Below are 15332 nucleotides of genomic sequence, written 5' to 3' on the forward strand. Positions count from 1 at the left end.
TTCGGACAACCTGTCGGATTAGACGAGTGCGGGGGTTTTGGCGGTATCGAATCTTTTGCCGCAAAGCGGAGCCAGCTTCTCCAGATCTTGAAGCAGCTTGGCGAACTGGTCCGGGAACAGGGACTGGACGCCGTCTCCGGTCATCGAATTGTCCGGGTCCGTATGCATTTCGATGATGAGGCCGTTCGCTCCGGCGGCCACGGAAGCCTTCGTCATCGGCTCGACCAGCTCGCGGCGCCCCGTCCCATGACTCGGATCGGAGATGACCGGCAGATGGCTCAAGCTCTGAAGCACCGGAATCGCCGAAAGATCGAGCGTGTTGCGGGTATAAGTCTCGAATGTTCGGATTCCGCGTTCGCAGAGCATCACATTCGGATTGCCTCCCGCAAGGATGTATTCCGCCGCATTAAGGAATTCGTCGTACGTCGAGCTGAAGCCGCGCTTGAGCAGCACCGGCGTCTGGATCGAGCCCAGCTTGCGCAGCAGATCGAAGTTCTGCATGTTGCGGGTGCCCACCTGCAGAATATCGGCGTATTCCGCGCAGACATCCACGTATTCCGGCGTCATGACCTCCGTAATCGTCAGAAGACCGTGCTTGCGTCCGGCTTCCGCCATCATGACGAGCCCTTCCACGCCGACGCCCTGGAAGCTGTAAGGGCCCGTGCGCGGCTTGAAAGCGCCGCCCCGGAGCACTTGACCGCCCGCCGCCTTGACCAGGCGGGCGATTTCGTCGATCTGCTCGGGAGTCTCGACGGCGCACGGGCCGCCCATGACGACGAGCTGATCGCCGCCGATCTCCACATCCTTGATGCGGATAACCGTATCCGCCGGATGGAAATCGCGGCTTGCCAGCTTGTAGGACTTCGAGATTTTGACCACCTGCTCGACTCCCTTCAGCTGGCGCAGCTGCTCGGCCAATACAGGATCGGCCTGCCCGATGATGCCGATAACCGTACGGTCTTCTCCGTGCGATACGTGCGCTTTTACTTCATGCTTCTCGATGATGTGTACGATTTCCTGAATACGCGCTTCTTCAACCTTATTTGAAAGAATGACGATCATTCCCGCTCACGCTCCTGAATGTAGAATAATGGGTTACCTTCTCGCTTCAACGCTTGTTTGCTTTTAAGCTTCTACGCTTTTATCCATTAAAGTAACTCGCTAAAATAATAATAACAGGCTTGACGATTATCCGTCAAGCCTGCATCTGTCTGTTTATTCTGTTAAGTCGCGAGGCCGTGCGTCAATCCGCGTCACCCGGAAGCCCGGAAGCCATAGCGTGCTGATGTTCCTTGCGCAGTCTGCGCCTGTCCTTGCGCCGGCTGGCATGGAGCCTCAGCAGAAGCATGATCGGGAAGTACATGATCAGGCCGAGAGCGCCCCCGACGATCATTCCGCCTACGATCAGTTCCAGGCTTCCTTTCAGGACATTCGCAAGAAAAGCAGGAACGTGGTGAATCAGGTACTCCTTGAAGCCCGGAGGAACGACAAGGGAACCCACCGGTTTGTTAAACAGGATCGCCATCGGCACATAAATGATTTTACCGAACACGAACCCGATCAGCGCACCCGCAAAATTGCCCCGCAGCAACCATACGAGGGGAAAAATAAGAAAAAAAGCCAGCCCGACCGTCGGAAGAGTGAACATCTCGACGGCCAGTCCGATGGAGAATCCGGTGGCGACCATAGAAGGCCCGCCCTTGGCGCGAAGCAGCAGAAGATATTTGTATTTAAACCAGCGACCCGTCTGTTTAAGATCAATCTTTTTCTTTCGGAGTGCCCCTTCACTAACCTGCATGGTGCCTCATCCTATCCTGTAAATTAGGCCGGTTATTCGGCGGCAGCCTTTGTTTTGGCCATCGGGATCAATTTCTTCATATTCACGGTGCGTGTAACGCCCCATGTAGCCGGATCGGCCGGATCGAACTGCTCCAGATAAGCGATCGCTTCCTTCGTAATCGGAGTCGGCGTGGAAGCGCCGGAAGTGACGCCGACCGTACGGACGCCCATCAGCCAACTCTTGTCGATTTCGGAAACGTCCGATACCCGGTATGCTTTGACGCCCGAGATTTCTTCCGACACCTGGGCCAGCCGGTTCGAATTGTTGCTTTTGGGATCGCCGACCACGATAACCAGATCCGTCTCCTTCGCCTGTTCCGCAACCGCTTCCTGACGGACCTGCGTCGCCAGACAAATCTCGTTATGAATTTCAGCCGTCGGGAAACTCTCCAGCAGCTTCTTCATAATATGCTTGATGTCCCACTGGCTCATCGTCGTCTGATTCGTGATCAGAATTTTCGCCGAAGCGATATGAAGCTCCTCCGCGTCCGCCAGCGTCTCGATCAGATGAACGTGCTCGGGAGCGATACCGACGGCGCCTTCCGGCTCGGGATGGCCTTTCTTACCGATATAAATAATCTCGTATCCTTCCGCCGTTTTCTCGCGGATCAGATCGTGTGTTTTCGTTACATCCGGACAAGTTGCGTCAACAACCGTCAAGCCTTTCTCTCGTGCCTTGCGGCGGACTTCCGGCGAAACGCCGTGCGCCGTAAAAATAACGGTACCGCCCGTCACCTGCTCCAGAATTTCGAGCCGGTTGGGACCGTCCAGCGTGATAACCCCCTCGTCTTCGAAGAAACGGGTTACGTGCGAGTTATGAACAATCATACCGAGTATATAAATCGGCCGCGGCAGATCCAGATTCTTGGCGGTTTGCATTGCAAGCGCCATTGCATCCACCACGCCGTAACAATAGCCCCTTGGGGAAATTTTGACGACTTTCAACGAAAGCACCACCTTTTTTGTCGTTCATACCTTCATTATAGCCGATCAGGAGACGGGAAGAAAGACAACGGGCAGCCAAATGATAAAGGTCGAGCCCTCTCCTTGGCGGGTTTTTACCTCAATGGAGCCCTTATGTTCGTCGATAATCCATTTCGCGATCGACAAGCCGAGCCCGGTGCCCGCCGTCCTTCCCCTGGAAACGTCCGCCCGGTAAAACCTGTCGAAAATATGCGGAACCTCTTCCTTGTCCATCCCGATCCCCGTGTCCGCAATACGCAGACCGATCTGATCCCCGGAGCGGAGCGCATCCAGCCGGACGCTGCCCTGCTCGGTGTATTTGAAGGCATTTTCTATAAAAATGAACAAAAGCTGCTGGACATAGTCTTTGTTGCCGACCACGACCACATCCGTCAGCGGGTCCAGATCTCCCACTTCCCACTGCACCTGGCGCGGGAGAAACTGGGCGCGCCGGGCGACTTCCTCGACGAGCGGCCTCAGCTCGAGAGGCTGCCGCTGCATCTCGAAGCCGGCATCCGCCCGCGCCAGCGACAGCATGTCGTTGACGAGCCGGCTCATGCGGTGGGCTTCCCCGGCGATATCCTGCATCGCCTCGATGGACATCTCCATCTGCTCTTTGTCCTGGCCGCCGCCCTGTCCGCTTGTCAGCGTGCGGCTCCACATCTTCTCGAGCAGCTCCACGTTGCCGCGAATCGTCGTCAGCGGCGTCCTCAGCTCGTGGGAAGCATCCGAGACGAACCGGCGCTGGGCGCGGTAAGCTTCCTCCAGCTCGCTGTACACGAGCTGGAGCCGGCCGAGCATGCCGTTGATCGTGACGGTGAGCCGGCCGATCTCGTCTTCGGGCCCGTCGTACAAAATCCGCTTGTCAAGATCCGTGCCCTTCTCGATCTGCTGCGTAGCCACGATGACCTGCTCAATCGGCCGCAGGGCCTTCCTCGCCAGGAACCAGCCGAGCGTTCCGGCGATCAGCACCGTCAGCATGGCGAGAATCGCCAGCGTATACTGGAGCAGGTTGAAAAAGTTCTCGTAATAATTAATGGTCGCTCCGACCTGAAGCACGCCCCGGGTCAGCTTATTCCCGGTTACCGGATCGGTGATGTCGAACCCCCGGCTGACCAGAATAATCGGATAGGACTTGTCCATCACCTTCAAGTTCAGCCGCTCGACCACGAGCGTATCTTTGCCCCGCAGCTTCTGCGCCGCATTGTTTGTAATGGGCAGCGTCAGCTCCAGATTTTTAAGAACGGAAGACCGGTCGTGAATAACGGGGCCTTCCTTATCGTTCAAGCTGGCAAGCTGAAGGAGCGTGTTTTCCGAAAACATATCCACGTTGTCGAGCTCCAGCTTGATCGGAACCCTACCCCGGATCGAGGGGGCGGCAAGCGGCTTGATCCGCTCGTACGTCTCCGTCCAAGTGCGGCCCAGTTGTTTTTCCAGATCGTTATAGATGTAAAAGGAAAGAAATAAATAGAGGCCGAAGCCGAACAGCAGCAGCGTAACCGACAAAATGCCGGAATACCACAGCGTCAGCCGGAGGCGGATAGACATCTAGCTCTCTCCTCTCAGCACATAACCGGCCCCGCGCACGGTTTGAATAATGCGCTTATGGCCGTACTCCTCCGTTTTTTGCCGGAGCAGGGCAATGTACACTTCCAGCACATTCGACTCCCCGCTGTAATCGTAACCCCATATTTTTTCCATGATGATGTCCCGGGAGAGAACCCGCTTCGGATTCTGCATAAACAGGTGCAGCAGGTCGAATTCCTTCGTCGTAAGCTCGATAAGCTGGCTCTCGCGGAACACCTCGCGCGTATCCATATCCAGCGTGATGTTGTCGTAGTGCAGCCGGTTCGTCGGCTGCTCGGCGCGTTCGTTCCGTCTGCGCAGCAGCACCCGCACGCGGGCCAGCAGCTCTTCCAGCGCGAATGGCTTGATAAGATAGTCGTCCGCTCCGAGATCAAGCCCCTTCACCCGGTCGGTGACTTCGTCTTTGGCTGTCAGCATGAGAATCGGCACGCTGCTTCCGCCTTCGCGGATTCGCCGGCAGACCTCCCACCCGTCCACGACGGGCATCATCACGTCCAGGATGACCAGATGGGGCTCCTGCTCGAGCATTTTTTTCAACCCGTCGTTGCCGTTGTTGGCCGTTACGATCGTATAGCCCTCGAAGGCAAGGCTGCGCCGCAGCATGGACGTAATTTTCTCGTCGTCATCTATTACCAGTATCGTTTCACGCATGAATGTTTTCACCCTTCTGTAGATGGATTCGGGCTGCAGGCAGCCTCGCGGGACGCTTTTACCCTCTATTGTATCAAATTCGGCGTTGGAGCAAAATCTCGGACGCCCTCCGCCCTTGAAGCAGGACTAGCTGCCGAAAAAAAAGCAGAGAACGGCATCGCTGCCGTTCTCTGCTCCGCATCGTGCGGCAGTCCGACCGTTACTTCTTCTCGGTCGTATCCGCTGCGTTTTTGTCTCCGACGGTGACGTTGATTTCGACACGTTTGCCGTCACGCATCACGCCGATTTTGGCTTTGTCCCCCACTTTCAGGGCCTGGATCTTGGTCGTCACATCCTGTGAATTCGTCACTTTCTGATCGTTCACGTCGACGATGACGTCATAGGGGCGCATGCCTGCCTGGAAGGCCGGGCTCTTGCGCGTAACCTCGGCTACAATTGCGCCTTCGGTGTTTGGCAGCTTCAGCTCGCTGACCCATTCTTTATCCACGTTCTGAAGGCTCACGCCGATGTACGGAGCTTTTTCCTTCGGAATCGTCACGTTGTTTTTCAGGTTATCCAGAACGGTCGAGAAAGTGCTCTCCGAAATAGCAAACCCGATCCCCTGCGCCTGCGAACTTACGGCCGTGTTGATGCCGATAACTTCTCCGTTCATGTTGAGCAGCGGGCCGCCGGAGTTGCCGGGGTTAATGGACGCGTCCGTCTGCAGCAGATGCTTGTAGTTGCGCGTGCCCTGCTCATCCTGAATCGTGATCGGACGCTCCTTGGCGCTGAGCACGCCGACCGTTACCGTATGGTCGAATCCGTACGGATTGCCGATCGCGACCACCCAGTCTCCTACGTTCAGACTGTCCGCTTTACCGATCGGCAGAATCGGGAAGTCCTTGTCGCCTTCGATTTTCATAGCGGCCAGGTCGAGGTCGTAACTGTTGCCCAGAAGCTTGGCGACGAACGGCTTGTCGTAGCCCTGAACGGTTACGCGGATTTCATCGGCTCCGTCGATTACATGCTCATTCGTCAGAATGTAGCCGCTTTTCTCGAAGATAAAGCCGGTTCCGCTGCCTGCCAGTTGAAGGGCGCCGTCGCTTTTGCCCGAACCGCTGTCCTGCTTCCCGGAATCTCCCTGGTCTCCGAAGAAGAACCGGTAGAAAGGATCGTTCATCTGGCTCTTCTGGGAGCTGCTTTTCGTCTTGACGTAAGATTCGATCTTAACGGTTGCCGGACTTGCCTGGGCGAAAATCTGGGCGATGTTGTCCGGACGGGCCGAGTCCAGCGAAACTTTGCTTGCAGTGCCCGCCGCTACCGTCTGAGAAGAATTAGGCTGCGCGCCCGGAAGGGCCATCGGCTGTTTGCCGGTGAACAGGTTCGTTTTGTCCGCCGCAAACATGAGCGTGCTCACGACGACCGCACCGGCCAGGAAAGCGGCAAATCCGCTGCGGAGGGACGAGCGTTTCTTAGCGGGTCCGCTGCCGTTCCAGCCTCCGCCCGGCTTAGAGGCGCCGTCTCTGCTGAAGGAGAAGGATCTTACCGGCTTCGGTGGCGTCACTTCCACAGGCGCCGAACCTTCGCGGTTCGAGTAGGCGGTCGTGTCCGATTCGGCGTTGCGCGTTTCCTCGGTCATCCCCGTCTTGTGGGGACCGTAAGAGTAGTAGTAGGAAGGTTTCTCCTGCGCCGCCGCTTCTTCGCGACCGGAGTCGTATCCGGGTTCGTAGTCGGCCTCCCGTCTTTCCAATTCACGCTCGCGGTCACGGTCGCGGTTTAAATCCGAATCGTTGCTGCGTTCAGGGCCGAATTCTTTTTTATAATCATCCATGGCAATTCCTCCATTTATAAAAGTTAGGAAAAAGAGTATAAAAAACGAAGGACGGTTGACATGAAGGCTTTTTTTGTAATTCGTGTTGTTCACCGTCTCTGTACTTTTATAATGGACTTCCTTCCTTAAGCAAACCTTAAAATTCAATAAAATGGAGGTAAAAAAGCCGGCTCACCGGCCGGCATCGTGTCGATTTGGGTCCTTTTAACTAAAAACATGGGACGGGAACGCTCAGTGCAGCCATTTCCGTTCGACATCCCGCAGAAGTTTCTCCGCTTTTCCGATCCATTCGCTTTCGATCTCGGCGTCCGGATCGAGCGGGGTCTGAAACTGGTTCACCAGCGCGGAAACCGTCATCATATGGGCTTCGGGATCGTTGCCTTCATTGTAAACGTGCTTCAGCACGTAAGGCGCCCCGATCTTCACCATCGCGTCGGTTTCGTCCGTATCGCCGTCCAGTGTCCCTTCCGTCACTTCAAAAGGGATACGCAGCCACACTTTGTGCGCCTCATCCAGATAACGGTCGAACGAACCGTGATCGTACTCCCAGTTCCCGCCTAATGTAAACTCGAACGTGTGCAAATAGTCCCGGACATTGTCGAACGCTTCTACCGTTTCCTGGAGTGAGGAATTCAAAGCTTTCACAAGGCAACCTCCTCTTCATCGCGCCGTTGAAAAATGAACCCGCGCAGCAATAGGTTGCGTATTTCTGCCTTTTTTTATGAGCGGCTGGAAAAAGCGGAGCGGTGCCGGCATCGCAGTCCGGTCCGGACAGGAAGGCGGGTCCGCTGCCCGGCGGGCCGGCGGCCGAACGGTCCCCTCGGCCCGCCGGAAACCACCTGCCAGGACAAAACAGAACACCGAAGCCGTCTCCGGTCCGGCCGCGCAGAAGTCCGCTTTAAGCCCCGGTGCCGGCCCAGCCCTTGCGGTGAGCATAAATAGCCAGCTGGGTGCGGTCGTCCAGTTCGCACTTCATGAGCAGGTTGCTCACGTGTGTCTTCACGGTCTTGATGCTGATGTGCAGCGCCTCGGCGATTTCCTTGTTCGATTTGCCGTCGGAAATGAGGGAAAGCACCTCGCGCTCACGCGCCGTCAAGCCCTCGTCTTCCGTCTGCGCCGACCGCTGCCTGAGCCCGCGGGTCAGCGCCAGAGAAACCTCGGGGTTAAGAACCGGCATGCCGGCGGCGGCTCCTTTGACCGCATGGGCGAGCTGCTCCGAGGAGATGGTTTTGAGCACATAAGATATCGCGCCAGCTTCAACCGCTTGGACGACCTTGTCTTCTTCCAGGAAACTGGTCAGCATAATGATTTTAATAGAAGGAAAACACTGCGTAATTTCCCGGGTCGCCTCAATTCCGTTCATGACCGGCATGGTCAGATCCATGAGAATCACATCGGGAATACGTTCAGCGTCCAGCGCTCCGAGCTTGCGCAGCGCCTCTTCCCCGTTCGACGCTTCCTCCACGACGCTAAGCTCCTCATCGAGCATAATATACGTGCGCAGACCGACCCTCACCATATCGTGGTCGTCCACAACCATCACTTTTATTTGTTCTTTCACAACGAAGCTTCCCCTTTCGGCTCTTTCACAAATTTCGGTATCCGTACACGGACTGTCGTCCCGCTGCCCGATCCGCTGAGAACCTCGGCATCTCCGCCCAGCTTCTGCGCGCGTTCGCGCATCGTGGACAAGCCGTGGGAGGCGGACGATATCGCGCTCCGCTCGAAGCCTTTTCCGTTGTCCGCCAGTTGGAGCACATATTGGCGCCCGGAGTCATGCAGCTGCAGCTCGATTTCCGTAGCGGAAGCATGCTTGACGACGTTGGCCATCCCCTCCTGGATGATCAGGAACAGCTGATGCTCGATCGCCTCGGAAATCGGCTGCTCCGTCTCTACATCCAGGCGGCCCTGAAGCTCATGGGCCCGGCAGTATTCCGGGAACCATTTCTCCAGCGCCTGCTCCAGCGTGCTGCCGTCCAGCTCGATCGGCCGCAGCTGGGAAATGAGCCCCCGCATTTGCTTCTGGGCATGGTGCGACATCTGGATCAGCTGCTCCATCAGTTGGCTGGCTACGTCGGGATTGTGCCCGATCACCTTGGGCAGAGAGGATGCCGACATATGAATCGCGAAGAGCTCCTGGCTGACGGTATCGTGCAGATCCCGGGCCAGCCTCCGGCGCTCCTCGACCACCGCAGTCTCGACGGAGCCGCGCTCCATCACGGAGCGCTCCTCGCCCATTTCCTGCAGCAGCCGCGTCCGCTCTTCAAGCGCCCCCGCCATCTCGTTGAACGATTTGTAGACGGGATGGAAAGAGTCGATGGGATCGATCTGTATCCGATCCTTCAAGTTGCCTTTCGCCAGCTGAAGCATGGCGATGTGCAGCACATCCACCTTGCGCTGGAAGGCGCGGGAGGCCACGAAACCGACCGCCTGCCCCAACAGCACGGCAAAAACGGCCAGGCCGAACTTCCACCCGCCGCCTGCCGTTTCCCAGGGCATATAGAGCTGCGCAAAGCCCAGGATGCCGAGGGTCAGAAGGCTGGAGGCCAGAAAATACAGCATGAGCTGCCATTTCATGCTCCACAGCTTTACCATGCGTCCGGCCTCCTAACCCATCTTCTTCACGACGATATCTCCGATGAACATCGATACGTGAAGATTGATTTTTTTGGCGCCTTCCTGGTAATAAGGCGTCCGGTAATTCATCGAGCGCATGATTCCATCCTCGCGCCGCTCCAGCACATTCATGTCGCCGATAAAAGATGATGTGGTGACGCTTATCTCCACGTCTAGATCGCTCGGGATGAATACCTTCACATCCCCGATAAAGGCCGAGATGTTGATCCGCGTCTCTCCCATCGGGATACTCGCTTTTGTCAGATCCAGCGAGGTGTCGCCGATAAAGTGCGAGATGTTAAGAGGCGTCAATTCCCAGTAATCCTGTCCCAAGTACACATCCCCGATAAAACCCGACTTATTCTGGGGAGGGGCGTAGGAGTTCACATAGTGGTAGTCCGGCCCCGGTTGATAAGAACCTCCCGCCGGAGGCGGAGGTGGAGGCGGCGCATAAGCGGATTCTCCGCGTGCCTCACCGGCTTCCGGATAAACGCCGTCGTTCTTCCAGTCGGCTCTCCTGGCGCGTCTTGCTTCGCGCCGGGAGATTTTCTCCTGCCATTTACGCGCTTTTTCTTCCCATTTGTCCTCCAGCTTACGCTCCCAATCGCTTCCCCAATGCCCGTGCCCATGCCCGTGCCCATCCCGGCTTCCGCCGTATTCCGAATCGTGACGGCGGGAGCTTCTCCGGCCGAAAATCATTTTGATTCCGAAAATAATCAGGACGACCGGGATGAGAAACTGAAACATTTCTCCAAGAGAGTAAGGAGCCCATCCGAGATTACGGAGCTGGAAGATGCCTCCGATCAGAACCAGGATAAGTCCCCAGGCTCCGTCCTGCCTCCCCCTGTTAAAGAGCACGCTCATCAGTCCCGCGTATATCAGAATCAGCGGCCAAAAGGTCGAAATGAGCTCTCTGATACTCAAGGTGATGAAGCCAAGCTGTTTCAGAAAAAAAAGCAGGCCGAGCGCAATCAGGAGAAAGCCTCCCGCCAATCTTCCCCATATAGAACCGTTCATGACTTATTCCCCCGTTGAATTTCGTTTTCCTGAATTAAGTGTACCTCTGTCCATCTTTTCTGAAAAGAGACAAAGGGTTGATTCCTTACTCGGTCCCGAGACCGAGAAAAAGCGCCTGCGGAAATCGCAGACGCTTCTTGTGCGGTACTTACTTCTTGCGCGGTATATGTGAATGTTTAGGCTTCAGGTGTATCGACAGGATTGTTTTTGAAAATTTCCTGTACGAGCTGGTTCCAGATCATCTGGGTCACTTTGCCTGTACCTTCTTTGACGACAAAGACATTGACTGTTTTCTTGCCCCATTCTTTGTAGATCTGGTCTTTCGTTTCATAATAAAGGTCAATTTTTTTGCCTTTAATGGCCCCGCCCGTATCGGCTACGATTCCGTATCCGTAACCCGGTATATAAAGGACCGTTCCGATCGGGAACACTCTCGGGTCCGCCGCGATCGTCGACAGGGAATGTTCGTCCCGTTTGACCTTAATGCCGGATTTGGTGATGCCGTAATCCGGATGCCCCGGATTTTTGCCGGTCGATTCGATTCCCGAGTAATAGCCGGTCGCTACCACTTCTACCGCCTTGTACCGGGATAGATCCTGACTGGAATCGGGCATCAGCTTATAGCTGACTTTGCGTGATTGGCCGGAAGCGGCTTGCGCGTCGGCGGTTTCGTTCTGAGACTGGGCTGGCTTCTCGGGTGCTTCGGATGTTTGGCGGGATGCCAGTCCCGAAATCGCGGGAGCGATTTTTTTCTCGAGTGCCGCTGTATCTGTTAATCCTGTCAGACTTGTTTGATCTTGACCGCACAAGACAAGAGCGATGTTCAACATCATAACCATACTGAACCATTTGGTCGGATTGCTTGAATCAGGCAACATTTGTTCGATACCTCCCCCTACTATAAGAGTTTGTCCAATTTTTAAAGAGTTTAAACATTCTCCAATCTTTGCAAAGTAAGGTTTTCCCTGGAAGAGGAATTTTATGCACGCCATAATTCCTAGTTTTTTACAGGGTTTAACTTGCGGGGGGCCGGGTAAATAGGGTGGGAAATAAACTCCTATCAAAACATAATAAAGAAAGGCGGATGATCGAATGGACGTAAGGAATTGGGGCGAATGGAACTTTCTCATGATGAACGGAAATTCCATTTGGAGGCTCGTTGGGGCCCTTCTTGTTCTGATCATTGGTTTATGGATAGCAGGCGCTGCTTCGAAAGCCGTCTATAAAGGACTTCTAAAGGCGAACGTGGATGCCCGCGGAAGAAAATTTTTCCCGCCGGACAGCTCCGTCAGCCGGATTGTGTCCAAGGTAGTCAAGTATTTCATTATTCTCGTAACACTTCTCGTCGTGCTTGAACTTCTGAATTTCACGAATGTGCTGAATCCGTTCGTCGGTTTCATCGCCATCATCACTTCTTACATACCTCACCTGCTGGCTGCGGCCCTGCTTGCGGCAGTCGCTCATATTCTCGGCTCTATGCTGAAAAGTGTGGTTTCCGGATTCTTCGGCTCTCATACGATTAAAAGTAAAATGCCGAATCTGGTGCATTACCGCGAAGTGGCCGGCAACATCGCCTATGCCATCGTGATCCTGCTCTTCGCGCCGAGCATTCTGGCCTCGCTTCAGATTCCGGCCATTTCCGTGCCGATCAGCGCGGTCATCAATATGGTCATCGGCTATCTGCCTCTGCTCGCGGGCGCGATTCTGCTTATCGTGCTGGGCCATTATGTGGCCAAGTTCGTGGCCAAGCTGGCTTCCACCCTCACGTCCTCGCTGAATCTTCAGCGCTGGATCGGAACGGGCATGAACGTATCCCAATTCGTTTACAGCATCGTGTACTTCCTGATTCTGTTCCCGATCGCGGTACAAGCGCTTAACCTGCTGCAAATCGAATCCATCCGGGTTCCGGCTCAAGGCATTCTGAATCTTATCATGGCTTGGATTCCGAAGATTCTCATTGCGGCGTTCCTGCTCTACATCGGCTACATTCTGGCCAAAATCGTCCGCAATCTCATCATTACGCTGCTTTCGCCGATGGATATCGACAGCAAGCTGAACAGCCTGATGCCGATGTTCCGCCGCAAAGCCGCCAATGCCGGCGTCGATACGGGCGTGCCGGGCAGCGTAAATCCGGCCGCATCCGTTTCCGCTCTGCCTATCACGAAATGGATCGCGACTCTGATCGCCGTCTTCGTATTCGGCTTCTTCCTCGTCGAATCGACGAACGTGCTGGATCTTGAATTTATCTCCGCCACATTCGCCGCTCTGATGGTGATGCTCCCGAAATTTATTCTGATCGTCATCATCGTTCTGATCGGCATTATCCTGGCCGGTTTCGCCGAGCGCATGATTCGTCCGGGCAACCCGCTCAAAGGGTTTGTCCAGCCGGTTATCATCGTCCTGGCCGTCGTCATCGGCCTGACGGAAATCGGACTGGGTTCGGTCATTATCACGTCCGGTTACATGGTCGTCATGATCGCTCTCGGCGCCGCCTTTATTATCTCCGTCGGTATCGGCAGCATCCCGGCCGTCAAACGCTTCTGGGATAAGAAACAGAACAGCGCGGACCACGACAACATCTCGATGTAAAGCGTACGGCAAAAAGCACCCTTCGGAATCGTTTCCGAAGGGTGCTTTATTTGCGTGTTGCGGGACGGCGGCCCGGTGTCTCACGGTGTGTATGCGCCGACTACAGTCCCGCCAGGTGACAGGCGACACAGGCGCGCCCGTGCAAGAGAGCCGGCTTGGCGAACCGCGTCCCCTTGATCGGCCGGATAAGCGTTCACGGTACGACGGTCCCGCCGCCGCGTGCGCACCGCTTGGACGGACTTCATCGGCGCCATTTTATCCGGTCAAGCCAGGCCGTTAATCAAGCATCCTGTTACAACTTAAACTGCGTTATTTTCTCTTGGAGCTCTTCTGCCGTGCTAGACAGTACATTTGCAGAAGAAGTAATCTCCTCCATAGAAGCTAACTGCCGCTCCGTTGAGGCGGCAATATTCTGCGTTCCGCCTACCACCTCATTGGTGACGTCTAAAATTCGATTCATCGACGATAAAACCTCGGAAACGCGAGATGTCATTTCTTCTTGGGCAGTAGAAACAACTTGGATATTCAGCGACACCTCATCAACCGCATCGCGAATTTCATTAAACGAAGATCCCGCCTGGTTCACCAAATGAAGTCCCTCAGTAACCTCTTTTGTACCTTGTTCCATGGACTGGACTGCGTTTTGAATTCCATCTTGGATACTCTCCACATAGGACGTAATCTGTTGCGCCGAGTTGGATGATTGTTCAGCTAACTTTCTCACTTCACCTGCAACCACGGCAAATCCACGTCCATGTTCTCCTGCGCGGGATGCTTCTATGGAAGCATTTAAGGCTAACATATTCGTTTGATTAGCGATTGTATTAATGACTTCTACAATTCTTCCTATATGAAGGGCATTATCTGCTAAGTATTTCATGGACTCAGCGGATTGGTTCACTGTAGAACTGATAGAATTCATTTGTCTAACAACCATTTCAATCGCTTGATTTCCTTCCGTCGCAAGGTTCGTCGCAATAAACACCTTATCCATGACCACACGGGAATTGGATTCGATTTGTCCTACTTTGGTCGATATATCGTTTATAGCACGATTCGTTTGTTCGATACTTCCCGCCTGTATTTCCGTTCCGGTCGCCAGCTCTTGGACGACAGCAGCTGTTTGCGTTGACGACTTTGTTGAATCTTCGGCGCTAACTGATAATTGTTCTGAGGAGCTCGCTACCTGTTCGACAGTGACTTGTATTTGCTCCAAGGTACTATGTAACGATTGGACCATCTCATTGAAGCTCTCGCTTAATTGTCCTAGTTCATCATTTGAGTGGACAACCACTTTCTGTGTGAGGTCACCTTTGCTGATCTTTCCGACACCGCTAATTAATTCTTGGATAGGATGTAATAACTTTTTTAGACCAAAAATTTGTATGGTAATCCCAACAACCAAAAACAACAGGGAAGCAATCACCAAAGACCAAAGCAATTTGTATTGCTGCTCTGAAATTACCGATGCATTCACGTCAATCCCAAATACGGCGACGAGCTGTTGCTGTTCATCAAGGACCGGAACCAATACAGTGAGCCATGATCCGATATCATCCTTGTAAACAGGGGGAATGACCGGCAATTTCGTTTGCTTCACCGTTTGAAATGCCTTTACCATCTCAGGCGGCTGATCAAATAATTCTCCAGGTTTAAGTCCCGCTTCCAATAAATGAGTAGGGTTAGATATAACCCTCGTTTTTGTACCATCCACGACATCCGGCTCGAATATGAACCCTTGCGCTACATTAGCATTTCCTTTTGACAATTCATCCAGTAAGGACACAAGTTTTTTCTGAATGGTTGAATCTAGAGAAGTACTTGTCTTCCCTTCTTTCAAGTCTTCTACTTCAAATCTGTTCTTCCATAATGTTGCAATTCCTTTTGCCTGCTCCTCCAAACTGCCGGTAAGCGCACGACTCATAACAACGTAACTAATTACGGACATGATCATACACGCTAGAACGATTCCCGAAATAGAGAATATCAAGTTTTTCGAAAAAAAGGTTAATGCTTTTTTCTTCTTTCCTGCCCCCATAATCTTGGCTCCCTTTCATAATGTTGGGTAATGGTCTACTAGACAACGTGTAGTATTCTAGAATATGACATAACAATCCTTTATTCGACAATCTATGCTTTAATTAGTTCCGAATCTTATTTTTTTAATTCATTATCTGAATCAAAATGTCCTAAAGAGGAAAATGTTTCATTAAATACCATTTACTTGCGGAGCTGAAAACCGATTGCATTACACACGAAA

The 15332-nt window shown here is 53.8% G+C and carries 13 protein-coding genes; 1 reads left to right on the forward strand and 12 read right to left on the reverse strand.

Annotation, left to right across the window (positions count from 1 at the left end; genetic code table 11):
• Positions 1-18: 18 nt before the first annotated feature.
• The 11 genes from aroF to ACI48J_RS21445 form a co-directional block, all read right to left on the reverse strand.
• Positions 19-1062: a 3-deoxy-7-phosphoheptulonate synthase gene (gene aroF / locus ACI48J_RS21395; protein WP_042229331.1), complete on the reverse strand. Its 1044-nt coding sequence runs from the start codon at positions 1060-1062 to the stop codon at positions 19-21.
• A gap of 181 nt (positions 1063-1243) precedes the next feature.
• On the reverse strand, positions 1244-1798 hold the full coding sequence (locus ACI48J_RS21400; RefSeq protein ID WP_405080155.1) for a DUF2062 domain-containing protein: 555 nt from the start codon (positions 1796-1798) through the stop codon (positions 1244-1246).
• Positions 1799-1830: 32 nt separating this feature from the next.
• Positions 1831-2784, reverse strand: a complete 954-nt coding sequence (locus ACI48J_RS21405; protein ID WP_009676147.1) for a 4-hydroxy-3-methylbut-2-enyl diphosphate reductase — start codon at positions 2782-2784, stop codon at positions 1831-1833.
• 45 nt (positions 2785-2829) lie between these two features.
• Complete coding sequence (locus ACI48J_RS21410; protein WP_326054496.1) at positions 2830-4350, reverse strand: HAMP domain-containing sensor histidine kinase; 1521 nt, start codon at positions 4348-4350, stop codon at positions 2830-2832.
• Positions 4351-5040 carry a response regulator transcription factor gene (locus ACI48J_RS21415; RefSeq protein ID WP_405080156.1) on the reverse strand — a complete coding sequence of 230 codons (690 nt, stop codon included), beginning with the start codon at positions 5038-5040 and terminating at the stop codon, positions 4351-4353. It abuts the gene before it with no gap.
• A 199-nt stretch (positions 5041-5239) separates the two neighbouring features.
• Positions 5240-6850 (reverse strand): S1C family serine protease, encoded by a 1611-nt coding sequence (locus tag ACI48J_RS21420; protein WP_405080157.1) that lies wholly within the window; start codon positions 6848-6850, stop codon positions 5240-5242.
• A gap of 231 nt (positions 6851-7081) precedes the next feature.
• A complete protein-coding gene (locus ACI48J_RS21425) occupies positions 7082-7495 on the reverse strand; it encodes a YugN family protein (protein WP_326054491.1) in 414 nt (137 codons plus the stop codon).
• Between the two features lie 253 nt (positions 7496-7748).
• Positions 7749-8411: a response regulator gene (locus ACI48J_RS21430; RefSeq protein WP_405080158.1), complete on the reverse strand. Its 663-nt coding sequence runs from the start codon at positions 8409-8411 to the stop codon at positions 7749-7751.
• Positions 8408-9445, reverse strand: a complete 1038-nt coding sequence (locus ACI48J_RS21435) for a histidine kinase (protein ID WP_405080159.1) — start codon at positions 9443-9445, stop codon at positions 8408-8410. The genes ACI48J_RS21430 and ACI48J_RS21435 overlap by 4 nt, the downstream gene beginning before the upstream one ends.
• 12 nt (positions 9446-9457) lie before the next feature.
• Complete coding sequence (gene liaF / locus ACI48J_RS21440) at positions 9458-10483, reverse strand: cell wall-active antibiotics response protein LiaF (protein ID WP_405080161.1); 1026 nt, start codon at positions 10481-10483, stop codon at positions 9458-9460.
• A gap of 176 nt (positions 10484-10659) precedes the next feature.
• Positions 10660-11361, reverse strand: a complete 702-nt coding sequence (locus tag ACI48J_RS21445; protein WP_326054484.1) for a 3D domain-containing protein — start codon at positions 11359-11361, stop codon at positions 10660-10662.
• Between the two features lie 214 nt (positions 11362-11575).
• Between ACI48J_RS21445 and ACI48J_RS21450 the strand changes: the two genes are divergently transcribed.
• Complete coding sequence (locus tag ACI48J_RS21450; RefSeq protein WP_405080162.1) at positions 11576-13072, forward strand: mechanosensitive ion channel; 1497 nt, start codon at positions 11576-11578, stop codon at positions 13070-13072.
• 292 nt (positions 13073-13364) lie between these two features.
• Here ACI48J_RS21450 and ACI48J_RS21455 read toward each other — a convergent pair whose 3' ends face one another.
• Positions 13365-15110, reverse strand: a complete 1746-nt coding sequence (locus ACI48J_RS21455; protein ID WP_405080163.1) for a methyl-accepting chemotaxis protein — start codon at positions 15108-15110, stop codon at positions 13365-13367.
• Positions 15111-15332 lie beyond the last annotated feature (222 nt).

The sequence above is a fragment of the Paenibacillus chitinolyticus genome (genome assembly GCF_045038035.1).
Classification (GTDB): domain Bacteria; phylum Bacillota; class Bacilli; order Paenibacillales; family NBRC-103111; genus Paenibacillus_F; species Paenibacillus_F chitinolyticus_A.